Below are 23,979 nucleotides of genomic sequence, written 5' to 3' on the forward strand. Positions count from 1 at the left end.
GTCGTCACCCGGTACCCGGTGGCGCGGGCATGTCGTACAAGCGCTGTGCGACGCGCCGCGCCACCAGGGCCGCCCAGCGCTTCGCCTTCTCCTCGCCGGTGGCCTCGCCGACGCCGAGCAGCACCGTGCCGACCCGGGCCCACACCGTGTACCGGGGCCCGGTGCCGTCGGTGCCCAGGGTCTCCTCGCGGACCAGGATCGCCTCGTCGCCCAGTCCGCCCAGCCGCCGCACCTCGTGCCGCACGGGCGTGGCGGCCCCGTTCGAGTCGGCGTCGTACGCCGCGCAGTACGCGTACAGGTCGTACTGGAGCCGCAGATAGCGTCCGGCGTCCCGCACGGGCATCGAGATCAGCCGCTGGATCACCAGCGCATCGGGCGCCGCACCCGGCTCCCCCGCGTCCTCGGGCCGCGCCCAGGCGACGGCCGCGTCACGCGCGCTGCTCCCCCGGTACTCCGGCAACTCCTCGCGGTACGCGGTGATCCGGGGCCCGGGGTGCTGCTGGGCGCACTCCGACCAGACGCCGGGCCGGTATGCGGGGTTCGCGTCGAACCAGCCCTCGCGGGGGCCGTCGTCGTACGCCTTCAGGCCCCGGGCGAACTCCGCTCGCGGGACGAGCGCGCCGGCCAACTCCGTGTCCGTGAAGACGCGTTCCGGGTCGGCGGAAGCGTCCGCTCCGGGGGCGGTGCCGGCAGCCGCGCCGGGCGTCGTCCGTGCCGCCCCGGCGCCTCCCACGGGCCGCTCGCCGCCCCCGCAGGCCGCCGCCGTCATGGACAGTGCGAGCGCCGCCACAAGGGCCGCCACGGGCCGTCTCCGTGCCCCCACAGGCCCTCCCCACGCCGTCAGTTCCTGGCCTCCGGGACTCTATCCGACACAACATGTGGGGGTGCTTCCCGGACCCGGCACAAGATGTATGCTCATGCTCGCTGTCGCCGCAGGGGAATCCGGTGCAAGTCCGGAACTGTCCCGCAACGGTGTACTGGTCCGCATTCGCGCACCCGTGAGTCCGATGACCTGCCGACGGCGTACCCGGTCCGACCGGTCCGGGTACCGACATGACGTCCGGGCCCCGAGGAATGGGTCGGTGGACGCGGCGCGCCGCCGCACGCGGCCACGTCCGCGTGCCCCGCTCCCCCGTCCGAGGCCCAGAGCCGAGCGAGGGAGAGCTTCACGTGACCATCGCGCCAGCCGATCCGGCCTCAGTGACCGTTCCGGTGAATGCGACTGTTCCGGCGGACGACGGTCCCGGTGCCGCGCTGCTGCGCACCCTGACCGCCCTGACGGCCGACCTTCCCGGCGCCGACCCGGGACGCGTCGCCGCCGCCGCGCTCCGGGGACGCTCCGCCCGCGCGGACCGTGCCGAACTGCGGGAGCTGGCGACCGAGTCGGCCGCCGGTCTCATCTCCGAGGACCCGGTCTACTCCCGGCTCGCCGCCCGGCTGCTCACCATCGGCATCGCCGAGGAAGCCGCGTCGCAGGGCGTGCGCTCCTTCTCGGACTCGGTCGCGACCGGTCACCGCGAGGGCCTGATCGCGGACCGCACGGCCGCGTTCGTCACCCTGCACGCGAAGCGTCTCGACGCGCTGATCGACGTCCACGCGGACGACCGCTTCGGCTACTTCGGGCTGCGCACCCTGCACAGCCGCTATCTGCTGCGGCACCCGATCACCCGGAAGGTGGTCGAGACCCCGCAGCACTTCATGCTGCGCGTCGCGTCCGGACTCGCCGAGGACGACAGCGCCCGCGCGGTGGACGAGGTCGCCGCGCTCTACGGTCTGATGAGCCGCCTCGACTACCTTCCCTCCTCCCCCACGCTCTTCAACTCCGGTACCCGCCACCCGCAGATGTCGTCCTGCTATCTCCTGGACTCCCCCCTGGACGAGCTGGACTCCATCTACGACCGCTACCACCAGGTGGCCCGCCTGTCGAAGCACGCGGGCGGTATCGGCCTCTCCTACTCCCGGGTGCGCGCCCGGGGTTCGCTGATCCGCGGCACCAACGGCCACTCCAACGGCATCGTCCCGTTCCTGAAAACCCTCGACGCCTCCGTGGCCGCCGTGAACCAGGGCGGCCGGCGCAAGGGCGCGGCGGCGGTCTACCTGGAGACCTGGCACTCCGACATCGAGGAGTTCCTCGAACTGCGGGACAACACCGGCGAGGACGCCCGGCGCACCCACAATCTCAACCTCGCGCACTGGATCCCCGACGAGTTCATGCGCCGGGTCGCCGCCGACGCCCCCTGGTCGCTGTTCTCGCCGGCCGACGTGCCCGAACTGGTCGACCTGTGGGGCGACGCGTTCGACACCGCGTACAAAGCCGCCGAAGCCGCGGGCCTGGCGAGGAAGACGATCCCCGCGCGGGACCTGTACGGCCGGATGATGCGCACCCTCGCGCAGACCGGCAACGGCTGGATGACCTTCAAGGACGCCGCCAACCGCACCGCGAACCAGACCGCCGAGCCCGGCCACACCGTGCACTCCTCGAATCTGTGCACGGAGATCCTTGAGGTCACCGACGACGGCGAGACGGCCGTCTGCAACCTCGGCTCGGTCAACCTGGGCGCGTTCGTCACGCCGGGCTCCGGCGACGGCATCGACTGGGAGCGCCTGGACGACGCGGTACGGACCGCCGTGACCTTCCTGGACCGGGTCGTGGACATCAACTACTACCCGACCGAGCAGGCCGGCCGTTCCAACGCCAAGTGGCGCCCGGTGGGCCTCGGCGCGATGGGCCTCCAGGACGTCTTCTTCCGCCTGCGGCTGCCCTTCGACTCGGCCGCCGCCCGCGCCCTGTCCACCCGGATCGCCGAGCGGATCATGCTCGCCGCGTACGAGGCGTCGGCGGACCTCGCCGAGCGGAGCGGCCCCCTCCCTGCCTGGGAGAAGACACGCACCGCGCGCGGGGTGCTGCACCCCGACCACTACGGTGCCGAACTGACCTGGCCCGAGCGCTGGACGGCCCTGCGGGAACGTATCGCCACGACCGGGATGCGTAATTCACTGCTCCTCGCCATCGCGCCGACCGCGACCATCGCGTCCATCGCCGGGGTGTACGAGTGCATTGAGCCGCAGGTCTCCAACCTCTTCAAGCGCGAGACGCTGAGCGGGGAGTTCCTCCAGGTCAACGCCTATCTGGTGGAGGACCTGAAGCGGCTCGGGGTGTGGGACGCGCGCACCCGTGAGGCGCTGCGCGACGCCAGCGGCTCGGTCCAGGGCTTCGCGTGGATCCCCGCCGACGTCAGGGAGCTGTACCGCACGGCGTGGGAGATCCCGCAGCGCGGCCTCATCGACATGGCGGCGGACCGCACCCCGTTCCTCGACCAGTCGCAGTCCCTGAACCTGTTCCTTCAGACGCCGACCATCGGGAAGCTCAGCTCGATGTACGCGTACGCGTGGCAGCGGGGGCTGAAGACGACGTACTACCTGCGGTCGCGCCCGGCGACCCGGATCGCCCGCGCCGCCCAGGCCACCGCCCCCATCCCCGTACAGCAGCCGGCGCCCGACGCGGACGCGGTCGCCTGCTCCCTGGAGAACCCCGAGTCCTGCGAGGCATGCCAGTAATGACCACCGCTTCTGAACCCGCCGCCGAGAAGAACCTGCTGGACCCGGGGTTCGAGCTGACGCTCCGGCCCATGCGGTACCCGGACTTCTACGAGCGCTACCGGGACGCGATCAAGAACACCTGGACCGTCGAGGAGGTCGACCTCCACTCGGACGTCGCCGACCTCGCGAAGCTGTCGCCCGGTGAGCAGCACATGATCGGACGCCTGGTCGCCTTCTTCGCGACGGGCGACTCGATCGTGGCGAACAACCTGGTGCTCACGCTGTACAAGCACATCAACTCCCCCGAGGCGCGGCTGTACCTGAGCCGGCAGTTGTTCGAGGAGGCCGTGCACGTCCAGTTCTATCTGACGCTCCTGGACACCTATCTGCCCGACCCGGACGACCGGACGGCGGCCTTCGCGGCGGTCGAGAACATCCCGTCGATCCGTGAGAAGGCCGAGTTCTGCTTCAAGTGGATGGACTCGGTCGAGAAGCTGGACCAGCTGGAGTCCCGCTCCGACCGGCGCCGGTTCCTGCTCAACCTGATCTGCTTCGCGGCCTGCATCGAGGGCCTGTTCTTCTACGGGGCCTTCGCGTACGTCTACTGGTTCCGCTCGCGCGGGCTGCTGCACGGTCTGGCGACGGGCACCAACTGGGTGTTCCGTGACGAGACGATGCACATGTCGTTCGCGTTCGAGGTGGTCGACACCGTACGCAAGGAGGAGCCGGACCTCTTCGACGACCGGCTCCAGGAGCAGGTCACCGCGATGCTCAAGGAGGCGGTCGAGGCCGAGTTGCAGTTCGGCCGCGACCTGTGCGGCGAGGGACTGCCGGGCATGAACACCGAGTCGATGCGGCAGTACCTGGAGTGCGTCGCCGACCAGCGGTTGCAGCGGCTCGGGTTCGCCCCGGTGTACGGCTCGCAGAACCCGTTCTCGTTCATGGAACTCCAGGGTGTCCAGGAGCTGACGAACTTCTTCGAGCGACGCCCGTCCGCGTACCAGGTGGCGGTGGAGGGCTCGGTGTCGTTCGACGACGAGTTCTAGGCCGCCGGAGGTTACGCGGCCAGGTGGAGGGAGCGGTCCGGTGCTTCGGTGCCGGACCGTTCCGCCCCTCGGAGCTGGCGGTCGATCCGGCGTTCGTGCAGGAAGCCGTAGGCGGAGGGCGCGAGCAGGAGGAGGAAGACGGCGCCGACGGTCAGGTAGTCCAGGAGTGCGTTCATGCCGCTACTGTGCCGCGATCCCGACCCCACCGGCAGTGGCAGAATTGTCATACACCCTCGATTTACTGCCACCGCTGCGGCAGACTGTCCGGCATGCTGAAAAACGTGGTCGCGGTCCTGCTCGACGGGGTGCATCCCTTCGAACTCGGCGTGGTGTGCGAGGTGTTCGGCCTCGACCGCAGTGACCAGGGACTGCCGGTGTACGACTTCGCGGTGGCGTCGGCCGAGGGCCCGGTCCTGTCGACGCACGCCGGGTTCAGCCTGCATGTGCCGCACGGCCTCGAACGCCTGGAGACGGCCGACCTGATCGCGGTCACCCCGGCGGGTACGGACACCGCCCGTACGTATCCCCCGGAGCTGCTCGACGCGCTGCGCCGGGCGACCGAGCGGGGCGCGCGGGTGATGTCGGTGTGCTCCGGCGTCTTCGTACTCGGCGCCGCCGGACTCCTCGACGGCCGGCGCTGCGCCGTGCACTGGCGGCACGCGGACGAACTCGCCGTACGGCATCCGCGCGCCCGGGTGGAACGCGATGTGCTGTACGTGGACGAGGGCACCGTCATCACCTCGGCGGGGTCGGCCGCCGGGATCGACTCGTGCCTGCACATCATCCGGCAGGAGCACGGGTCCGAGGTGGCCAACGCGCTCGCCCGGCGGATGGTGGTGCCGCCGCACCGGGACGGCGGGCAGGCCCAGTACATCGAGCGTCCGGTGCCGGACGGGCCGTGCGACACCGTCGGCGAGGTCCTGGCCTGGATGGGGCGGCATCTCGACCGGGCGGTCACGGTGGAGGAGCTGGCGGAGCGGGCCCACATGGCGCCACGGACGTTCGCGCGGCGATTCCAGCAGGAGACCGGGACGACGCCGTACCGCTGGCTGCTGCGCCAACGGGTGCTGCTGGCACAGGAGTTGCTGGAGGGCACCGACGACACGGTGGACTCGATCGCCGGCCGCTCGGGATTCGGCAACGCCGCGACGTTGCGTCACCACTTTCTCCGGGTACTGAACACGACCCCGCACGCGTACCGCCGCACGTTCCGGGGTCCGAGCGCTCTGACCGCCCACTGAGCCCGTCACCCATTCCACCGGACCCAACCACTGCGGCGAGGGTCCGGCGGAATCAGCGACGGGCTCAGGCCGGACCGGCCCCCGGGACCTCTGCCCGAGCCTCTGCCCGGAGCCGCAGCCTCTTTGGCTGAAGCGTGATGCCTATCCGAGGGGTCGAGTCGGTTTCCGGCAGTACCCGCAGCCGCCAGCGCCGCGTCACCGTCGTCAGGATGATCGCCATCTCCGCGAGACTGAAGTGGTCACCGGGACACTTGCGGTTACCGACGCTGAACGGCATCATCGCCGACTGCCCCACGTCACCTGCCCGTTCGGGCATCCAGCGGTCCGGATCGAAGTCCAGATGCCGCACGAATGAACGTGGATCCCGCTGCATCGCATAGGGGCTGTAGACGATGTCCGCCCCGGCCGGAATGCGATACCCGCCCAGTTCGGTATCGGCCATCGCGCGGCGCGTCAGAATCCATACACCGGGCCGTATCCGCATCGCCTCGGTGATGACATTGCGCGTGTGCGTCAGCTTCGGCAGTGAGCCGAAAGTGACCGGTCCGTCACCGACGACGGCCGCCACCTCCGCGCAGAGCCGGTTTTCCTCTTCGGGGTGCTCGCTGAGCAAGTGGAAGGTCCACGTGAGGGTCGAGGCGACGTTTTCCGCACCGGCCACGAGGAGCGAGACCGCTTGGTCATGAACCTCTTGCTCGTTGAGCGTTTCACCATTCTCGTCCTTTGCCGCGAGCAATGCCGACAGCAGATCCCCGGGATCGGCGCCCGAAGCGCGCCGTTCGGCGATGATCTCGTCGACAAGCCGGTGCAGATCGGCCAATGCGTGCGCAAAACGCCGATTGGCAGGAAGCGGCAGTTTGTAGAACGGCCCGACGGAAAGGATCATCCGCCGGTACAGCCCGCCGAACACCTCGTGCAGCGAGCTGCTGAGCCGGTCCGCGCGCTCGTCGATCGAGTCGACCTGGAGCAGCGACCGCGCCACGATCCGTACCGCCGTGCGGAACACCTCGTCGGCGATGTCGACGGTGTCGCCGGCGCCCCAGCGGCCCGCCATGGCCTGTGCCTCCTCCTCCATGACGGCCGCGTGGTCGGCGATGCGGTCCGGCCGGAAGGCGGGCTGGATCATCCGGCGCTGGCGCCGGTGCAGCGACCCGTTACTGGTCGCCACGCCCTTGCCCAGAAGGATTTCCATGGTGTCCCACAGGGCGCCGCCGACCGCGAAGTCGGGACTCTTGAGGAGCGTCGCGACAAGATCCGGATCGCACACCGCGTACGCCGTTTTGGGGCCCAGCTTGATCCGGACCAGATCGCCGCTGTCGCGCAGCCCGGCCACGAAGGCCAGCGGGTCGCGCGCCAGATTCCAGGCGTGCCCGAGCAGCGGTGCGCCGCCCCGGGCGTAGGGCGGCGGTGGCGGTTCCCGGTCGGGGCCCGCCGTGGTGGAGAGGGTGGATTCGACGCTCATTCCTCACCTGCCTGATCGCTGATGTAGGGCGGTGTGGACCGGTCGTCCCAGCTGTCGACCCGGTACCGACCGGACTCGTGGTGGAACCAGTACACGGAACTGAACCAGTTCCGCATATTCGAGACGTTCAGCCGCACGGCTGCCGCCAGGGCGTCGCCGCGCTGGGTGCCGTCCGCCAACTCGTCCGCGAAAAGGCTCACTTCCTCTTCCGCCGCCAAGAATTCGGAAATGCAGCCTGTCACCCTGTGGTGCACTTCGACGACTGCCTCTTCCAGTGTCATTCCCTCGTGCTGAATGAGACTGATTCCGAGGTTGTGGTATTCGTCGCCCGCGAGTTCTTTGGGCAGCGAACAGAGGTCGTTGTACCAGGCCGCGAAATCCTGGCAGGCGAGTGCGGCCCGCCGGTACGCGGAATGTTCGCGGACACTCTCCGGTATTTCGTACCGCGCGGTCGGCTCAAGGAGGTCGAGCCATATCCAGTGCGCGAAGGTCAACCTGCGCAGCTCCAGATACTCCTTGACCGCGGGCACCCGTCCGGTCGTCCGGTTCCTGAACTCCTGGTCGTACGCCTCGATCACATCGTGGAAGTGCCGTGCGAAACGGGCGTTCCAGCTCTCGCCCAGGAACGAGTACAACCGCACCATGCTGTCCGCGAAGCCCGCGACCAGGGGATCTTCGTGGTGCAGATGGCGCCGGGGTGACTCCAGTGCCGCGTGCAGCAGCACACACAGCTCCCGCCACGCCTCGGGCCGGCCGTGCACGACGTCACGGTCGTGCCGGTCGTCCCAGACGAAGAACCACGCACTGTAGTCGGCGATGGCCTGGAGGACGTCGTCCGGTGCTTCCATGTAGTACCCGGCCATCAGATCCGTGTACCGCAGGTTGTCCGCGTACCGCGCGACCTTGTCGGGCGGCATCAAACGTTTTTCGAGTAGCCAGTCCCTGGTGTTCTCCTGAAGTTTGGGCCAATACGGATGCAGTTGACGAGGAAATGCACCCTCGATCACCGGAAGCGAGAGCGCCGGTGGGACCGCAGTCTGTGTCGGTGTGGTGCCGTGTGGGAAAGCAGGCACGAACAAACCCCTCTCAGCTGCCTGATGCGCGGACACCCCTTCCGCTGTGCCGGGCGCGCGCCGTTGCGTATCCCCGCGCTTTCCATTCAGCACTACAACTGACCGTTCAGGGAACAGATTTGCTCCATTCACTACCCCAGGGCGCCTGGAACGTCCCCTTAAGTGACTGATTTTGGATCATCAGTGACCTGATCCTTCCCCGCACACGGCCGCGGCGCCCTTCCGGAAGCCGTTCCCGGAGGGGCGCCGCTGTCATGTCACAGGGATGCTCGGGAGCAACTACCGTGCCACCAGGCCCAGTTGTCGTCCTGTCAGATGGTAGTCAGCCACTCAGTCGTTGGGGACGACGGGGTAGCGCGGAGTGCCCTCGGCCATCTGCCGCAGCGCGTCCTTGCGGTCCCGCTTGGAGAGCCGGTCGATGTAGAGATAGCCGTACAGGTGGTCCGTCTCGTGCTGGAGGCAGCGCGCGAAGTAGCCGGTGCCGCGGACCTTGACCGGGTGGCCCTTCTCGTCCTGTCCGGTCACCTCCGCGTAGTCGGGCCGGGCCAGCTCCGCGTAGGCGGTCGGCACGGACAGACAGCCCTCGTTCGAGTCGTCCAGGCGGCGCTGGTCGGCGGGCAGCTCCGTCAGCACCGGGTTGCACACCACGCCCACGTGCCGTGCGCCCTCGTCGTCCCCGCAGTCGTAGACGAAGACCTTCAGGTCGACGCCGATCTGGTTGGCGGCCAGGCCCACGCCCTCGGCGGTCCGCTGACTGGCGAACATGTCGGCGACCAGCCGCTCCAGCTCGTCGTCGAAGACCGTGACGTCCCGGCACTCCTTGTGCAGCACCGGGTTGCCCACGACGGTGATCGGGCGGGACGTGCCGCGCTCCACGTAGGCCGCCTCGCGCTCCTCGCCGTCCTGCGTGTCGATGACGAAGCCCTCGTCGTCCACGGGGAGCACCCCGGCCGGTGCCTGTTCGGTGTCCTGCTGCGCCATCTCCGCGGTATGCCTTCCTGGAAACCTTCGAATCGTGATGCCCGTACACCTTACGGCGCCCGGCACCCGGCCTCCGCCGGTTCCCCGTCCCCCGGCCCTGACGGAGTGCCCCACGAGGTGCCCCTACGAGGTGCTTCCACGAGGTGCTTCTACGGAGTCAGCAGACCTCTTCGAGATCGCGCCAGTCCCGGGAGTCCGGGCTGTCCGCGACCCAGCTGTCGAGGAGGCCGCGCACCAGGGACGCGGGCGCCGCGATGCCGCACTCGCGCTCGGGCACCCACTGCTGCCCGTCCGTGCGGTGGCCGAGCGGCCCGGGGTGGCCCGGCTCGCTGTGGTCGTGCGGGTCGAGGTGTTCCCCGTCGCCCTCGTCGCTGGGCATCCGGCTCTCGGAGCACATCCGGCACAGCAGCCGCACGGACGACGACCAGTCCTCGGCGGCGAATCCGGCGTCGGCCGCGAGCGTCTCCAGGGCGTCCCGGTCCTCCTCGTCGTCGGCCTCCAGGAGGACGACCCAGGTGGGCACGGGTGAGGGAGCCCACAGCTCGATCTCGTCGAAGACGGGGTAGGAGTGCCCGACGGCCGTGGTCCGCTCGCCGTGCGGGACGCCGTCGTGCAGGACGACCTCGCCCCAGCGGCGGCCCGATGACGGCAGCGGGATCGACAGGACCTCGATCCGGGCCGGGTCCAGGCGTCGGCCCCAGACGACCTCGGCCTCACCTTCGGGCGACAGGCGTACGGCCGCGCTGCCCAGGTCCATCCCGGACGGTTCACCCAGGGATCCGCCCTGCCCCGGGCGGCTGCCGGGCACCCGCAGGCCGTACGCCTGCCAGGCGCGGCGGGCCAGCGGCCAGTCCTGGAGTGCGGTGGCCGCGATGCCCACGTTCCACCAGTCGGGAGCGCCGGTCTCGCGGTCGAGCAGCGCGACGGCCCGCAGACCGGCGGCGCGCGCCTGCTCCCAGTCGTGCCGGAACTTGTGCAGCAGCGCGAGATTGAACCAGGACTCGGACAGCCAGGGTTCGAGATCGGCGGCCCGGGTCAGGAGCGCGCCCGCGTCCTCGTACCGTCCGTCGCCGATGAGTGTGAACGCGCGGTCCGTGGCCTGCCGCCATGAGGCGGAGGGTCGGTGCCGTCCCTTGCCGAAGATCCTCACGATTCCCGCCTGCCGTCCTCACCGGGGGGCGCGGATTCCTTCCCCACCCCGACACCGCCGTGGGCGGTGTCCCCGGACACCCTTCTCATCTGTTGTCGAACCGTTTCGTGCCGAACCGCTCGTCGAACCGTTCCTTCGCATCCAACCACGGACGGTCGGACGGCCGCTCATTACCCATGGGTTACCCAGTGGAGGGCAGCGTAAGACCGCCCCGGGCCAGTACCCGGGCCAGCGACTCCACCACCTCGGGCTGGTAGTCGTGGCCGGTGGCCAGGCGCAGCCGTTCCAGGGCCGTGAGCGGACCCCCGGGCCCCTCGTCGCGCACCATCTCGTCGTACGCGTTCGCCGCTCGCACGATACGGGCGGTCAGCGGCTGCTCGCGATAGGGGTCCGCCTGGTGTTCCACGACGACGGCGACCGCGGCGTCCACGCCGGTCTGCCGGACGACGGCGCCGCCGAGCAGCGCGATACGCCGCTGCTCGGCCTCGGGCAGCAGGGCGGTGGCGCCCGAGGGCACCGGGTCGACGAGCGAGAGCTGTCCGATGTCGTGCATCAGGGCCGCGTACTCCAGGACGGTCAGATCGGGTTCGGACAGGCCCAGCTCACGGCCGACGGCCCGGCTGAGTACGGCGACCCTGCGGGCATGCCCCTGGGGGGTGTATCCGGCGATCTCGGTGGCGCGGGCCAGCGAGGTGATGGTCTGCCGGTAGGTGGTGCGTACGGCCGCGTACCGGCGGAAGGAGAGCTGGGTGAGCAGCAGCGGCAGCGAGAAGACGGGCAGCGCCCACAGCCCCGCGACGGCGACGGCGAGCGCCATGACCACGCCGGACGCGCACACCGCGGACCCGACGCCGAGCATGGCGCGCAGCTCGTCCCGCAGCAGCGGTCCGAACGGCCAGCCGGTACGGGCGCGGGCCGAGGCGGCGGCGAGCACGGCGTCGCAGAGCGCGGTGAGAACGAGGACGCAGACGAGCCACAGCGCGTATCCAGGACCCGGGGGCAGGATTGCGTGCAACGTGCCCGCGTTGTAGAGGGGTTGGAAGCAGGCGGCGGCGAATCCGACGGTGAGGACGCGGCGCGTCATGTGGTCGAGCGAGGGTCCCCGACCGGCGGCGACATGCGGGACGGAGCCGATGAGACCACCGGCGACGGCGACGGCGGTGACCTGGAGGACGCCGTGGTGGGTGGGCAGGCCCGCGTTCTCACCAAGCAGCGCGTAGGCGAGGGCCCCGGCGGCGGCCAGCGGCGCGGGTTCGCGTTCGCCGTCCGCCGGGCCGCCCCAGCGGGCGGCCTCGCCGAGCGCGATGAGCAGTCCGAAGGCGAGGGCGGCGCCGCGCTGGTCGACGCCGTGCCAGAGGGTCGAGGCGACCGCGACGGCGCTGAGGGTGCCGGCGCCGCAGTGCAGCAGTGCGAGGGTGGCCCGGCCGGTGGCGCTGGTGCCTTCGCCCTCGCGCGGAGGCCCTTTCGTGGGGGGTTTTCGGCTCATGAGGGGCTTTCGGCATGGGACGCCCCGGACCGGGCGGCCGGTACGCCCGGCAGATTTCCGGACCCGACACGCGAACCGCCGCCCGGCCCGGCGCCCGTACCCTCACCCGCACTGCCGTGTGGTCCGCCGTCCGAACCGCCGTCCGGACCGTCGGCGGTGACCGTGGGATGCCAGCCGTGCCGGTCGAGCGCGCGGATCAGCGCCCCCACCATCCGGGGGTCGAACTGCGTGCCCGCGCACCGCTCCAGTTCGGTCACGGCCGTCTCGACCGGGCGGGCGCGCTGATAGGAGCGGGTCGACGTCATCGCGTCGAACGCGTCCGCGACGGCCACCACCCGGGCGAACTCCGGGATCTGACGGCCCGACAGACCGTAGGGGTAGCCGGTGCCGTCGAGGCGTTCGTGGTGGTGCAGGATCGCGGCACGCGCCTCGCCGAGGAAGCCGATGCCGCGCACCATCTCGTGCCCGTACTCGGGATGCAGCTCGATGACCCGGCGTTCCTCGGGGGTCAGCGGTCCGTCCTTGCGCAACAGCCGGGTGGGGACGCCGAGTTTGCCGACGTCGTGCAGGATGCCGGCGAAGCGCAGCGCCTCCACGCGCTCGTCGGCCAGGCCGAGTTCACGGGCGATCAGCACGGAGGCGCGGCCGACGCGTTCGCTGTGGCCGCGTGTGTAGCCGTCCTTGAGGTCGACGGCCTGCACCAGCGCGCGGATGGTGGCCTGGTGGGCGGCGCGCTCGCGGTGGTACTGCGCGAACACCCAGCAGGAGATGTACATCGGCAGCAGCACGAGCAGCGCGGCGAACGGCCCGTACGGGCTGCGCCACAGCACCGCCATCATCAGCCCGGCGAGCCCGTGCACGGCGACCGGCGCGAGGCAGCGCGGGAAGAGCCCGCGCCAGGCGGACCGCGGCGGAACGCGTTCGGCGACGACGAGGATCCCGCCGTCGAGGACGGTCAGTACCGCGCAGAACACCAGCACGGCGGCGCCGGCGGGTACCAGGGCGTACGGGAAGGCGGGTGCCGCGTGCGGGCCGCCGCCCGCGAGATCGTCCGCGGCGAGCGCGGCGGGCCCGCCGACCAGCCGGTACGCGTGCGCCGTCGCCCAGGTGGCGAGGGCGAGTTGGGCCGCGTGCCAGCCGCGCCGCAGCCGGGCGGGCGGCCGGTCGATCCGGGCGAGCAGGGCTCCGGGTACGGCGACGAGCGCGGCGGCGCCGGGCGGCAGCAGGAACGCCCCGGCGAGCAGCACGGGGAAGAAGGTGCCCATGCCCTGGGGCGCGTGGCGGCCGACGAACCGGCAGCGCGGCACCTGCTCGCAGCCCGCGTACAGAAGGGCGAGCAGGGTGACGGCGGCCCAGGGCGTGTGCGGGGTGAGGGCGGGGGCCGCGCAGAGAAGGGCTCCGAGGCCGGCGCAGAGGATGTAGGCGCGGGCCGACACCGGTACCGACCGCATGCGCTCTCCTCCGCTGGAGTCCCCTCGCCCGGCCAACTCAGGGGCCGGGCACGCCCGTTCAGGCTCCGGAGAATAGAACGGGCGGGAAGGCGCGGGGGCGGCATCGGCGGATTCGCCGGGTTTCCCGGGGGCGGATTAGCACCTTCGAGTGACGGTGCGTCGCGCCGGTTGGCGCGGTCCGCCCGGGGTGGGTCAGGCGCCCTCGGCGGAGGCCGTGATGTCCCGGGCGGGGGACGTGACGTCCCGGGCGGTGGCATCCCGGACCGTGGCATCCCGGGCGGTGACGTCCTGAGCGGTGACGTCCTGGTCGCACACGCTCTCCCCGGACCGGATCATGTCGATCCGGCCCATCACCTTGGCGCGCAGGTCGCTCGGTACGTCGTCATGGCCGCAGCACCGCTTGACCAGCTTCTTCACGGCCTGTTCGAGGCCGTACTTCTCCAGGCACGGAGAGCACTCCTCGAAGTGCGTCTCGAACTTGGTGCAGTCGCTGTCGGGCATCTCCCGGTCCAGGAACTCGTAGAGATGGTCGAGGACTTCAGCGCAGTCCGTCTCGTGCGGCTCTCCGCAACTCATGACCCCGAGCCTTTCGCTTCGTTCGACTCCCCGCCGGCACCGGCCGGGACCAGTCCGCGGTCACGCGCGTAGTCCTCAAGCATGCCGCGCAGTTGACGACGGCCCCGGTGCAGCCGGGACATCACCGTGCCGATGGGTGTACCCATGATGTCCGCGATCTCCTTGTACGCAAAGCCCTCTACGTCCGCGAGATACACGGCGATGCGGAACTCCTCGGGGATCGCCTGGAGCGCGGACTTCACATCCGAGTCGGGCAGGTGGTCGAGCGCCTGCGACTCGGCGGAGCGCAGCCCCGTCGACATGTGCGACTCCGCGCGCGCGAGCTGCCAGTCCTCGATCTCCTCGGCGGCACTGCGCTGCGGCTCGCGCTGCTTCTTGCGGTACGAGTTGATGAAGGTGTTCGTGAGGATCCGGTAGAGCCACGCCTTGAGGTTGGTGCCCTCGCGGAACTGGTGGAACGAGCCGTACGCCTTCGCGTAGGTCTCCTGTACCAGGTCCTCGGCGTCGGCGGGGTTGCGCGTCATGCGCAGTGCCGCCGAGTACATCTGGTCGAGGAAGCCCAGGGCGTCCCGCTCGAAGCGGGCGTTGCGCTCGGACGTAGTCTCCTCCGGTGTTCCTTCGGGCTGCTCCGCCTGGCCGTGTTCGGTCCCTGCGTCGGTCCCAGTGACCGGACCCACCTCCTCCAGCGACACGGCAGGACCGAAACCGGTCCCACTCGAATCGGAGGATAGTCGACCTCGCGTGGTCAGGGCCGGTCGATCAGCTCCCCCCACCGAGCGCAGCACGGACCACTCCAGCGCGGTGGCGCTGCTACGCCTGGGGCAGATGGTCGAACCCATGCGGCCATTCCTCTCGTACGAACGTCTGTACCGTCTGCTCCACACAACAGCGTCATGGGCCCCGGAATTCCCCCACGAGCCCGCAGTCGCCGACGGTGAACGCCCCGTGAAGTGTGGGTGAGATCACCCTCCGGTCACGTCACGTCAGGGACCCGGCCCAGTGCGTGACCGTGTCCGTCAGGAGCCGTAGCGTCTCGTCCTGCGTCAGAGCCGCCCGCTTGGGGACCGCGAAGGAATGGTCGGCCTCCGGCACCTCGGCCAGCTCGTACGGCCCCGCAGGGAACTCGGCGGGGCGGCCGAAGGGGTCGTTGCCGCCCTGGACGACGAGGGTCGGGACCCCGGCGCCGAGCAGCTCGTCCGCGCGGGACTTCTCGGGCCTGCCCGGCGGGTGCAGCGGGAAACTGAGCGCGAGCACGGCACGGGCGCCCAGCTCCGACGCCGTACGACAGGCGACGCGGGCCCCGGCGCTGCGCCCACCGGCGACCACCGGCGGGCCGGACTTCATCAGCGCGGGCCACACGCCGCGCCAGCCGACGTCCAGCGTCTTCGGCGCGGGCGCGAGCCTCTTGCCCGCCACCCGCCACGGCTGCTCGACCAGCGCGACGCTCACCCCGTGCGCGGGCAGCGCGGCGGCCAGGGCCACCAGGTCACGGGCCTCGATGCCACCGCCCGCGCCATGGCCGAGGGCGAGCACGAGACGGGCCGCGCGCGCCGGATGCCAGGTGATACGGGCGATTCCGGCGTCGGTGTCGACATTCTCGGTACGGGTCACGTACCCATCCTGCCGCGCGGCCGGGGCTCAGAGCCCGAGCATCCAGCGCCCGCCGCCTATCAGCGAGCACAGGGACACGGCGTGGAAGAGGAACAGCCACATCCCGGCGGGCACATGGGTGAGCCGGGACAGCTGGTCCGCGTCGGAGTCGCCGGCGCCGCCGTGCCGCCGCTTCCGCTGGAGTTCGAAGGCGGGCCGTACCCCGCCGAGCAGCAGGAACCACACCACGGCGTACGCGAAGGCGGCCTGTACCTGGGGTCCGGCGAGCCAGGACACCAGCAGGAAGGTGCCGCCCGCGACGACGACGGTGAGGGCGCCGTACGCGTTGCGGATCATCACCAACATCACGACGAGCAGCAGGGTCGCCAGCCACAGGAGCGCGGTGATGTGCCCGGCGGCGAGCAGTGCGGCGCCGCCGAGGCCGAGCAGCGGGGGCGCGGTGTATCCGGCGGCGGCGGTGAGGATCATGCCGATACCGGTCGGCTTGCCCCGGCTGACGGTCAGGCCCGAGGTGTCCGAGTGCAGCCGGATGCCGTCGAGGCGGCGCCCGGTGACCAGGGCTATGAGCCCGTGGCCGCCCTCGTGGGCGATGGTGATGGCGTTGCGGGAGAGCCGCCAGACGACATGCGGGACGGTCACGGCGAGCGCGGCGACCGCGGTGGCGACGACCACCCAGGTGTCCGGGTCGGGCTGGGTGCCGAAGACACGGTCCCAGAGGTCGGTGAGGCCGGCGGTGGCGAGGGTGTTCATGGGGCGGGCGGCTCCCTCAACGGGGTGGCGGTCTGGCAGTGTGGCACGTATGTGCGGACGGTATGCGGCGAGTCGTAGGCCCGAGGATCTCGTAGGAATCTTTGAGATCGAGAAGTGGGAGCCGGAGGAGACCCTGGCCCCGGACTGGAACGTGGCGCCGACGAAGGAGGTCTACGCCGTCCTCGACCGTCCGGTGAAAGACGCCGGGGACCCGCGTCCGGTTCGCCAGCTGCGGAAACTGAAGTGGGGCCTGGTCCCGTCCTGGGCGAAGAGCCCCGAGGGCGCGGCCCGGATGATCAACGCGCGCGCGGAGACCGTGCACGAGAAGCCGTCGTACCGCCGGGCCTTCACCTCGCGGCGCTGCGTCATCCCGGCCGACGGCTATTACGAGTGGGTGACCGGCACCGACGAGCGGGAGCTGGAGGTCGAGGGCAAGAAGAAGCGCCCACGCAAGCAGCCGTACTTCGTCACTCCGGCGGACGGTTCGGTGTTCGCGATGGCGGGCCTGTACGAGTTCTGGCGGGACCGTACGCTGCCGGACGACCATCCGCTGGCGTGGTGGGTGACGTGTTCGGTGATCACGACGGAGGCGGAGACCACTCCCCTGGCCGTCGCCCCGGCCGACGGCCCGTACACGCTGTCGGAGATCCACCCCCGGATGCCGCTGATGCTCACTCCCGACCACTGGGACGCCTGGCTCGACCCGTCCCGCACCGACCCCGACGACCTGCGGGACCTGCTGGCGCCGCCGCCGGAGGGGCTGATGCGGGCGTACCCGGTGTCGACGGCCGTGAGCAATGTCCGCAACAACGGCGCGGAGCTGCTCAAGGAGCTGGCGGGTCCGGAAGAGGAGACCCTGTTCTGAAAGGCGTCCGGAACGGCGTCCAGCGGCGTCCAGCGGCGTCCACGTCCGGAACGGCGTCTATCAGAGACCTGTTTCGACAGGGTTTCGCCTTATCTGATCAGGAATTGCGGTCGTGACCGGCCACTAAAGTGAAGGGCATGACCGTGAACCCAGCCTCCACCGCCCTCTGGCCCGCCCCGCACGCGAGCGGAGCCGTCGCCGCGACGGTGCAGGTGCCCGGATCCAAATCGGTCACCAACCGGGCCCTGGTGCTCTCCGCGCTCGCGGCCGAGCCCGGCTGGCTGCGCCGCCCGCTGCGCTCGCGCGACACCCTGCTGATGGCGGGCGCGCTGCGCGCGATGGGCGTGGGCATCGAGGAGACGGTGTCGTCCAGCTCGGCCGGAGCGGGCGCCCCGGAGGGCGCGGGTGAGGCGTGGCGGGTGATTCCGGCGGGGCTGCACGGCCCGGCGACGGTCGACGTCGGCAACGCGGGCACGGTGATGCGCTTCCTGCCGCCGGTCGCCGCACTCGCCGACGGTCCCGTCCGTTTCGACGGCGACCCTCGCTCGTACGAGCGACCTCTGAACGGTGTGATCGACGCGCTGCGGGTGCTGGGTGCCCGGATCGACGACGACGGGCGCGGCGCGCTCCCCATGACCGTGCACGGTGGCGGCGCCCTGGACGGCGGGGCCGTGGAGATCGACGCGTCGTCGTCCTCGCAGTTCGTGAGCGCGCTGCTGCTGTCCGGGCCGCGCTTCAACCAGGGCGTGGAGGTACGGCATGTCGGGGGCACGCTGCCGTCGATGCCGCACATCCGGATGACGGTCGACATGCTGCGCGCGGCCGGGGCGCAGGTTGACACCCCCGAGTCGGGCGGCGAGCCCAACGTGTGGCGGGTCACCCCCGGCGCCCTGCTCGGCATGGACCTGACGGTGGAGCCGGATCTGTCGAACGCGCAGCCGTTCCTGGCGGCGGCGCTGGTGACCGGCGGCCGGGTGGTCATCCCGGACTGGCCCGAGCGCACCACTCAGCCGGGTGACGCGTTGCGGGAGATCTTCACCGCGATGGGCGGCTCCTGTGAGCTGACGGAGCACGGACTGGTGTTCACCGGGTCGGGCAAGGTGCACGGCATCGACGTCGACCTCGGCGAGGTGGGCGAGCTGACCCCGGGCATCGCGGCGGTCGCGGCCCTCGCGGACTCCCCGTCGACGCTGCGCGGCGTCGCGCATCTGCGGCTGCACGAGACGGACCGGCTGGCGGCGCTGACCAAGGAGATCAACGAGCTGGGCGGCGATGTCACCGAGACCGCCGACGGTCTGCACATCCGCCCGCGCCCGCTGCACGGCGGGACCTTCCACACGTACGACGACCACCGGATGGCGACGGCGGGTGCCCTGATCGGTCTGGTGGTGGACGGCGTGGTCATCGAGAACGTGGCGACGACCGCGAAGACCCTGCCCGACTTCCCCGATCTGTGGACCGGGATGCTCGGGAACTGACGGGCAGAACGACGATGCGCCGCTACGGCAAGAACCCCGACGAGGACGACATCCGGGTCCGCCCCAACCGCAAGGGCAACCGACCGCGTACCAGCATCCGGCCGAAGCACGAGGACGCGGCCGAGGGCATGGTCCTGACCGTCGACCGGGGCCGGCTGACCTGTCTCGTCGACGGCCGTGCGGTCCTGGCGATGAAGGCCCGCGAGCTGGGCCGCAAGGCCGCCGTGGTGGGCGACCGGGTCGCCATCGTCGGCGATCTGTCCGGCAAGAAGGACACCCTCGCGCGGATCGTGCGGATCGAACCGCGCACCTCGGTCCTGCGTCGCACGGCCGACGACGACGATCCCTACGAGCGGGTCATCGTCGCCAACGCGGACCAACTCGCCATCGTCACCGCGCTCGCCGACCCGGAGCCACGGCCGCGCCTGATCGACCGCTGTCTCGTCGCGGCGTACGACGCCGGGCTCGAACCGCTCCTGGTGCTCACCAAGTCGGACCTCGCGCCGCCGGACAAACTCCTGGAGACGTACGACGCGCTGGGCATGCCCTATGTGGTGACGTCGCGTCAGGAGTTGGAGGACGGCACGGCGACGGGCCGGGTCATGGAGTTGCTGGCCGGCCGGATCACGGCGTTCGTGGGGCACTCGGGCGTCGGCAAGACGACGCTGGTGAACACGCTGGTCCCCGAGGAGCGTCGGCGGGTCACCGGGCATGTCAACGCGGTCACGGGCCGCGGCCGGCACACCACCACATCCGCGCTGGCGCTGCCGCTGAGCGGCGTCGACGGCTGGGTCATCGACACCCCGGGCGTACGGTCGTTCGGGCTCGCGCACGTGGATCCGTCCCGCGTCATCAAGGCGTTCCCCGATCTGGAGCCGGGTACGGAGGGGTGCCCGCGCGCGTGCAGCCACGACGAGCCGGACTGCGCTCTGGACGCGTGGGTGGCCGAGGGGCACGCCGATCCGGCGCGGCTGTACTCGCTGCGACGTCTGCTGGCGTCGCGGGAGGGTCACGACGTGGACTGAACACCCCGCCCCTATCCTGGTGTTTGCGAATCCGCCATCAAGGTAAGTGCATAATCGCACCAAGCTTGATCCAAGCCGGGACGAAGCCGGGACGAAGTGGCCACGGGACGTGGGGACTCGGGAGGACATCACATGGCGTGGCTGCTGGTCATCGTTGCCGGGATCCTGGAGACGGGTTTCGCGGTCTGCCTGAAGCTGTCGCACGGTTTCACCCGGCTGTGGCCGACGATCGCCTTCGCGTCGTTCGCGCTCGGCAGCTTCGGTCTGCTGACGCTCGCGCTGAAGCGTCTCGATGTCGGCCCCGCGTACGCGGTGTGGACGGGCATCGGCGCTGCGGGCACCGCGATCTACGGAATGATCTTCCTCGGGGACCTGGTCTCGACCCTCAAAATCGTGTCGATCTCGTTCGTGATCATCGGCGTGGTCGGTCTCCAACTCTCCGGCTCGTCGCACTGACCGGCTCGTCACACTGGTCGCACTGACCGGCTCGTCGCACTGACCGTACGGTTCACGCCCCGGGTATCGCCATGAGGCTCGGCAGCGCGGCCAGGGTCTCCCGTACGAGATGGGCCACTCCCCCGGCGCCGACGGGCGCGAGGATGCTCGACAGGGCCAGGCGCAGGGCGAGTTCGGCGCCCCGGGCGATGTCCACGGCGTCCGAGCGGGGGGCGCCGGGCGCCGTGAGCGTGCCGACCGCCTGATCGCGGACCAGGGCGAGCAGTTCGGCGGGCGAGGGCAGCGGACCGTCGGCGCGCCGCTGGGCGGGTACGGCGACGGACGACGGTACGGCGGTGAGGGCCGGGGCGGGCAGCCGCTCGCTCCACAGTCCGGTGAGCGCGGCGCGGATCAGCGGGTTGCTCCGGGCGGCGGTCACGGTCCACTCGGCGACGGCGGCGAGCCGTTCCCGGGGGTCGGGGTGGCCGGTGAGGGCGCGTTCGGCGCCGAGCAGATAGCTGTCGACCTCCCGGCGGACCAGGGCGCGGGCCAGGCCGTCCTTGCTGCCGAACTCGTTGTAGAGGGTCTGCCGGGAGACCCCGGCGACGGAGGCCACGTCGACCATCCGCACGGCGGACCAGGGGCGGCGGGCCAGCGCCGTCCAGGCCGCGTCCAGTAACGACTCCCGCGCCAAAGGCATCGTCGCCTCCCCTGCCGAACGGCCCCGGTGCCATCCCGCTGTCAGAGTTGACGCGGGCATCCGCACTGTCAAGGCCCGCCGCAGGACATTCCCTCCCGAGGCCCTGTGGTCGGTGCGGGAAGCGGATGGATACTGTTCGCCCATGCCCGACTATCACGATGACCTGCGTCTCGCCCATGTCCTCGCCGACGCCGCGGACGCCGCCACCATGGGGCGGTTCAAGGCACTTGACCTCAAGGTCGAGACCAAGCCGGACATGACGCCGGTGAGTGAGGCGGACAAGGCGGCCGAGGAGTTGATCCGGGGTCAGTTGCAGCGGGCGCGGCCACGGGACGCGGTCCTCGGCGAGGAGTACGGCATCGAGGGCACAGGTCCGCGCCGCTGGGTGATCGACCCGATCGACGGCACCAAGAACTACGTACGCGGTGTGCCCGTGTGGGCCACGCTGATCTCGCTGATGGAGGCCGGCGAGGGCGGTTACCAGCCGGTGGTCGGTCTCGTGTCGGCGCCGGCGCTCGGGCGCCGCTGGTGGGCGGCGCTGGATCGCGGCGCCTTCACCGGGCGCAGCCTGACGTCCGCGTCCCGGCTGCGGGTCTCACAGGTGCCGAGGCTGTCCGACGCGTCGTTCGCGTACTCGTCACTGACCGGCTGGGAGGAGCAGGGCCGCCTCGACGGGTTCCTCGACCTGACCCGGGCGGTGTGGCGGACCCGGGGGTACGGGGACTTCTGGCCGTACATGATGGTCGCCGAGGGCTCGGTCGACCTCTGTGCCGAGCCGGAGCTTTCCCTGTGGGACATGGCGGCGAACTCGATCATCGTGACGGAGGCGGGCGGCACCTTCACGGGCCTGGACGGCCGTCCGGGCCCGCACAGCGGCAACGCGGTGGCGTCGAACGGCCTGCTGCACGACGAGGTCCTGGGGTATCTGAACCAGCGCTACTAGCCGAGCGCGCGCCATTTGTCACATGGGGTGACTTATTTCCCCTGTCGCTTGACCCCTTGTTGACTCGGGCTTGGGCTGTCACTCTGGAGTTCCCCCCACTTGTGAACTTGTGAAGCACCCCTCACCGGGAGGTGGCTCCGACCATGCTCGTCCGCGACGCCATGAGCACGGTGGTCCTCACCATCGGCCCCGCACACACTCTCCGACAGGCCGCCCGCCTGATGGCGGCCCGCCATGTGGGCGCGGCCGTCGTCCTCGACCCCGACACCAGCGGCCTCGGCATCCTCACCGAGCGCGACATCCTGAACTCGCTGGGCACCGGCCAGAGCCCGGACGAGGAAGCCGCCCACGCCCACACCACGACCGACGTCGTCTTCGCCGCGCCCTCCTGGACGCTGGACGAGGCCGCCCGCGCGATGACCCACGGCGGCTTCCGGCATCTCATCGTCATGGACCGCGGCGAGCCCATCGGCATCGTCTCGGTCCGGGACATCATCCGCTGCTGGGCGCCCGCGCGGCGCCCGACCCCCACCCTGGTCGGCTGACGCACGACGACGGCGCCGTTGACAGTACCCACGGTGACGGCGCGCACACGGTGACGGCGCGCACACGGACGAGATCCGCGTGGGCGCCGTTCCGGCATCAGGACCCGATCAGGCGCGCAGGGCCTGAACCGCCGCTTCCAGACGCTTGCCGAGGTCGCCGTCCGCCTTGCGGAAGTTGTCGATCGCACGCTCGGCGATGCCGTCGTGCGACACCTGCGCGATGAACCCGGCGAGATTCTCGATCAGCCGGGACTTCTCGTCGTCGGACATCAGCCGGTAGAGGTCGCCGGCCTGCACGAAGTCGTTGTCCTCGACGTGGCTCGGCGCCTCGTGGTCACCGGTGGCTCCGGTGACCGGCGTCGACGCCCACAGCGGCCGGTCCGTCTGGGCGGGCCCGCCGAAGCTGTTCGGCTCGTAGTTCTTCGCGCCCTTGTGCCGGCCGTCGTACAGGGAGCCGTCCCGCCCGTAGGTGCGCGCCTCGGCGGCGTGCGGACGGTTCACCGGCAGGTGGTCGGCGTTGATGCCGACGCGGTACCGGTGGGCGTCGCCGTACGCGAAGAGGCGGCCCTGGAGCATCTTGTCGGGCGAGGGACCGATGCCCGGCACGAAGTGGGCGGGGCTGAAGATGGACTGCTCGACCTCGGCGAAGATGTTCTCCGGGTTGCGGTTCAGCTCCAGCGTGCCGATCTCGATCGGCGGATAGTCCGCGTGCGGCCAGACCTTGGTCAGGTCGAACGGGTTGAAGCGGTACGTCGCCGCGTCGGCCGCCGGCATGATCTGCACCTGCACGGTCCAGGACGGGAAGTCACCGCGCTCGATGGACTCCCGCAGGTCGCGCTGGTGCGAGTCCGGGTCCGCACCCGCGAGCACCGCCGCCTCGGCCGACGTCAGGTTCTTGATGCCCTGGTCGGTCTTGAAGTGGTACTTGACCCAGAAGACCTCACCGGCCTCGTTGTTCCACTGGTACGTGTGCGAGCCGTACCCGTTCATGTGGCGCAGCGTCGCCGGGATACCGCGGTCACCGAAGAGCCAGGTCACCTGGTGGGTGCTCTCGGGGCTCAGACCCCAGAAGTCCCATACGTTGTCGGCCTCCTGGGAGCCCGTGTACGGGTCGCGCTTCTGGGTGTGGATGAAGTCCGGGAACTTGATGCCGTCCTTGATGAAGAACACCGGGGTGTTGTTCCCGACGAGGTCGTAGTTGCCGTCCTCGGTGTAGAACTTCAGCGCGAAACCGCGCGGATCGCGCACCGCGTCGGCCGAGCCGAGGCTGCCCGCGACGGTCGAGAACCGCAGGAAGGTCTCGGTCTCCTTGCCGACCTCGGAGAGGAACGCGGCGCGCGTCCACCGGGACACGTCGCGGGTGAGCGTGAAGGTGCCGTACGCACCCGCCCCGCGCGCGTGGACGATGCGCTCCGGGATGCGTTCACGGTTGAAGTGGGCGAGCTTCTCCAGCAGCGCCTGGTCCTGCACCAGGACAGGACCACCGACGCCCGCGGTCTCGCTGTTCTGGTTGTCGGCGACCGGCGCGCCGGCCTCTGTGGTGAGCGGTCCCTGCGACGTCACGTGCGCCTCCTGCGTCCTCGCGGGCGAGTTCTGCCCCTCACCCGAAGCCGTACTCAAT

The 23,979-nt window shown here is 70.7% G+C and carries 23 protein-coding genes and 1 riboswitch; of the genes, 9 read left to right on the forward strand and 14 right to left on the reverse strand.

What is annotated here, in order from left to right; genetic code table 11:
• Nucleotides 1-4: 4 nt before the first annotated feature.
• Nucleotides 5-802: a hypothetical protein gene (locus tag ACFVT5_RS31160; protein ID WP_389894853.1), complete on the reverse strand. Its 798-nt coding sequence runs from the start codon at nucleotides 800-802 to the stop codon at nucleotides 5-7.
• Nucleotides 803-865: 63 nt separating this feature from the next.
• Nucleotides 866-1,035: riboswitch (cobalamin riboswitch) on the forward strand.
• A gap of 135 nt (nucleotides 1,036-1,170) precedes the next feature.
• Here ACFVT5_RS31160 and ACFVT5_RS31165 point away from each other — a divergent pair.
• Together ACFVT5_RS31165 and ACFVT5_RS31170 are read left to right on the forward strand one after the other, a co-directional pair.
• Entirely contained in the window at nucleotides 1,171-3,558 is a 2,388-nt protein-coding gene (locus tag ACFVT5_RS31165) for a ribonucleoside-diphosphate reductase subunit alpha (RefSeq protein WP_389894855.1), read from the forward strand.
• A complete protein-coding gene (locus ACFVT5_RS31170; protein WP_389894857.1) occupies nucleotides 3,558-4,586 on the forward strand; it encodes a ribonucleotide-diphosphate reductase subunit beta in 1,029 nt (342 codons plus the stop codon). The genes ACFVT5_RS31165 and ACFVT5_RS31170 overlap by 1 nt, the downstream gene beginning before the upstream one ends.
• Nucleotides 4,587-4,597: 11 nt before the next feature.
• Here ACFVT5_RS31170 and ACFVT5_RS31175 read toward each other — a convergent pair whose 3' ends face one another.
• Nucleotides 4,598-4,762, reverse strand: coding sequence for a hypothetical protein (locus ACFVT5_RS31175; protein ID WP_389894859.1), 165 nt, complete (start codon nucleotides 4,760-4,762; stop codon nucleotides 4,598-4,600).
• 93 nt (nucleotides 4,763-4,855) lie between these two features.
• On the opposite strand from ACFVT5_RS31175, the gene ACFVT5_RS31180 reads away from it, so the two are divergent.
• Nucleotides 4,856-5,827 (forward strand): helix-turn-helix domain-containing protein, encoded by a 972-nt coding sequence (locus ACFVT5_RS31180; protein WP_389894860.1) that lies wholly within the window; start codon nucleotides 4,856-4,858, stop codon nucleotides 5,825-5,827.
• 64 nt (nucleotides 5,828-5,891) lie between these two features.
• On the opposite strand, the gene ACFVT5_RS31185 is transcribed toward ACFVT5_RS31180, so the two are convergent.
• The 10 genes from ACFVT5_RS31185 to ACFVT5_RS31230 all read right to left on the reverse strand — a co-directional run bounded on the left by ACFVT5_RS31185 (nucleotide 5,892) and on the right by ACFVT5_RS31230 (nucleotide 16,367).
• Entirely contained in the window at nucleotides 5,892-7,289 is a 1,398-nt protein-coding gene (locus ACFVT5_RS31185) for a cytochrome P450 (RefSeq protein WP_389894862.1), read from the reverse strand.
• Nucleotides 7,286-8,362, reverse strand: coding sequence for an epi-isozizaene synthase (cyc1, locus tag ACFVT5_RS31190; protein WP_389894864.1), 1,077 nt, complete (start codon nucleotides 8,360-8,362; stop codon nucleotides 7,286-7,288). The genes ACFVT5_RS31185 and cyc1 overlap by 4 nt, the downstream gene beginning before the upstream one ends.
• A 330-nt stretch (nucleotides 8,363-8,692) precedes the next feature.
• Nucleotides 8,693-9,343 (reverse strand): peptide deformylase, encoded by a 651-nt coding sequence (def, locus tag ACFVT5_RS31195; RefSeq protein WP_389894866.1) that lies wholly within the window; start codon nucleotides 9,341-9,343, stop codon nucleotides 8,693-8,695.
• Between the two features lie 157 nt (nucleotides 9,344-9,500).
• The gene (locus ACFVT5_RS31200; RefSeq protein WP_389894868.1) at nucleotides 9,501-10,493 is read right to left on the reverse strand and encodes a tetratricopeptide repeat protein; all 993 of its coding nucleotides are present in this window, start codon (nucleotides 10,491-10,493) and stop codon (nucleotides 9,501-9,503) included.
• A gap of 181 nt (nucleotides 10,494-10,674) precedes the next feature.
• Nucleotides 10,675-11,979 carry an HD-GYP domain-containing protein gene (locus ACFVT5_RS31205; RefSeq protein ID WP_389894870.1) on the reverse strand — a complete coding sequence of 435 codons (1,305 nt, stop codon included), beginning with the start codon at nucleotides 11,977-11,979 and terminating at the stop codon, nucleotides 10,675-10,677.
• A complete protein-coding gene (locus ACFVT5_RS31210) occupies nucleotides 11,976-13,430 on the reverse strand; it encodes an HD-GYP domain-containing protein (RefSeq protein ID WP_389894872.1) in 1,455 nt (484 codons plus the stop codon). Before ACFVT5_RS31210 ends, ACFVT5_RS31205 begins: the two co-directional genes overlap by 4 nt.
• 192 nt (nucleotides 13,431-13,622) lie before the next feature.
• Nucleotides 13,623-14,006: a mycothiol system anti-sigma-R factor gene (gene rsrA, locus ACFVT5_RS31215; protein ID WP_389894874.1), complete on the reverse strand. Its 384-nt coding sequence runs from the start codon at nucleotides 14,004-14,006 to the stop codon at nucleotides 13,623-13,625.
• Nucleotides 14,003-14,683, reverse strand: coding sequence for an RNA polymerase sigma factor SigR (sigR, locus tag ACFVT5_RS31220; RefSeq protein WP_389895047.1), 681 nt, complete (start codon nucleotides 14,681-14,683; stop codon nucleotides 14,003-14,005). The genes rsrA and sigR overlap by 4 nt, the downstream gene beginning before the upstream one ends.
• A 301-nt stretch (nucleotides 14,684-14,984) precedes the next feature.
• Nucleotides 14,985-15,617, reverse strand: coding sequence for an alpha/beta family hydrolase (locus ACFVT5_RS31225; RefSeq protein ID WP_389894876.1), 633 nt, complete (start codon nucleotides 15,615-15,617; stop codon nucleotides 14,985-14,987).
• A 27-nt stretch (nucleotides 15,618-15,644) separates the two neighbouring features.
• Nucleotides 15,645-16,367 carry a M50 family metallopeptidase gene (locus ACFVT5_RS31230; RefSeq protein WP_389894878.1) on the reverse strand — a complete coding sequence of 241 codons (723 nt, stop codon included), beginning with the start codon at nucleotides 16,365-16,367 and terminating at the stop codon, nucleotides 15,645-15,647.
• Nucleotides 16,368-16,416: 49 nt separating this feature from the next.
• Between ACFVT5_RS31230 and ACFVT5_RS31235 the strand changes: the two genes are divergently transcribed.
• From ACFVT5_RS31235 to ACFVT5_RS31250, 4 genes are all read left to right on the forward strand, one after another.
• Entirely contained in the window at nucleotides 16,417-17,232 is an 816-nt protein-coding gene (locus tag ACFVT5_RS31235) for an SOS response-associated peptidase (protein ID WP_389894880.1), read from the forward strand.
• A gap of 137 nt (nucleotides 17,233-17,369) precedes the next feature.
• Nucleotides 17,370-18,710, forward strand: a complete 1,341-nt coding sequence (aroA, locus tag ACFVT5_RS31240) for a 3-phosphoshikimate 1-carboxyvinyltransferase (RefSeq protein ID WP_389894882.1) — start codon at nucleotides 17,370-17,372, stop codon at nucleotides 18,708-18,710.
• Nucleotides 18,711-18,724: 14 nt separating this feature from the next.
• Nucleotides 18,725-19,735, forward strand: a complete 1,011-nt coding sequence (gene rsgA, locus ACFVT5_RS31245; protein ID WP_389894884.1) for a ribosome small subunit-dependent GTPase A — start codon at nucleotides 18,725-18,727, stop codon at nucleotides 19,733-19,735.
• Between the two features lie 132 nt (nucleotides 19,736-19,867).
• On the forward strand, nucleotides 19,868-20,191 hold the full coding sequence (locus ACFVT5_RS31250) for a DMT family transporter (protein ID WP_389894886.1): 324 nt from the start codon (nucleotides 19,868-19,870) through the stop codon (nucleotides 20,189-20,191).
• A gap of 52 nt (nucleotides 20,192-20,243) precedes the next feature.
• Here ACFVT5_RS31250 and ACFVT5_RS31255 read toward each other — a convergent pair whose 3' ends face one another.
• Nucleotides 20,244-20,870 (reverse strand): TetR/AcrR family transcriptional regulator, encoded by a 627-nt coding sequence (locus ACFVT5_RS31255; RefSeq protein WP_389894887.1) that lies wholly within the window; start codon nucleotides 20,868-20,870, stop codon nucleotides 20,244-20,246.
• Nucleotides 20,871-21,012: 142 nt separating this feature from the next.
• Here ACFVT5_RS31255 and hisN point away from each other — a divergent pair, with 142 nt between their 5' ends.
• Nucleotides 21,013-21,813 carry a histidinol-phosphatase gene (gene hisN / locus ACFVT5_RS31260; RefSeq protein WP_389894889.1) on the forward strand — a complete coding sequence of 267 codons (801 nt, stop codon included), beginning with the start codon at nucleotides 21,013-21,015 and terminating at the stop codon, nucleotides 21,811-21,813.
• 143 nt (nucleotides 21,814-21,956) lie between these two features.
• Complete coding sequence (locus tag ACFVT5_RS31265; RefSeq protein WP_389894891.1) at nucleotides 21,957-22,358, forward strand: cyclic nucleotide-binding/CBS domain-containing protein; 402 nt, start codon at nucleotides 21,957-21,959, stop codon at nucleotides 22,356-22,358.
• Nucleotides 22,359-22,466: 108 nt separating this feature from the next.
• On the opposite strand, the gene ACFVT5_RS31270 is transcribed toward ACFVT5_RS31265, so the two are convergent.
• Nucleotides 22,467-23,921: a catalase gene (locus ACFVT5_RS31270; RefSeq protein WP_389894893.1), complete on the reverse strand. Its 1,455-nt coding sequence runs from the start codon at nucleotides 23,919-23,921 to the stop codon at nucleotides 22,467-22,469.
• Nucleotides 23,922-23,979 lie beyond the last annotated feature (58 nt).

It is taken from the genome of Streptomyces sp. NPDC058001 (genome assembly GCF_042886315.1).
Taxonomy (GTDB): Bacteria; Actinomycetota; Actinomycetes; order Streptomycetales; family Streptomycetaceae; genus Streptomyces.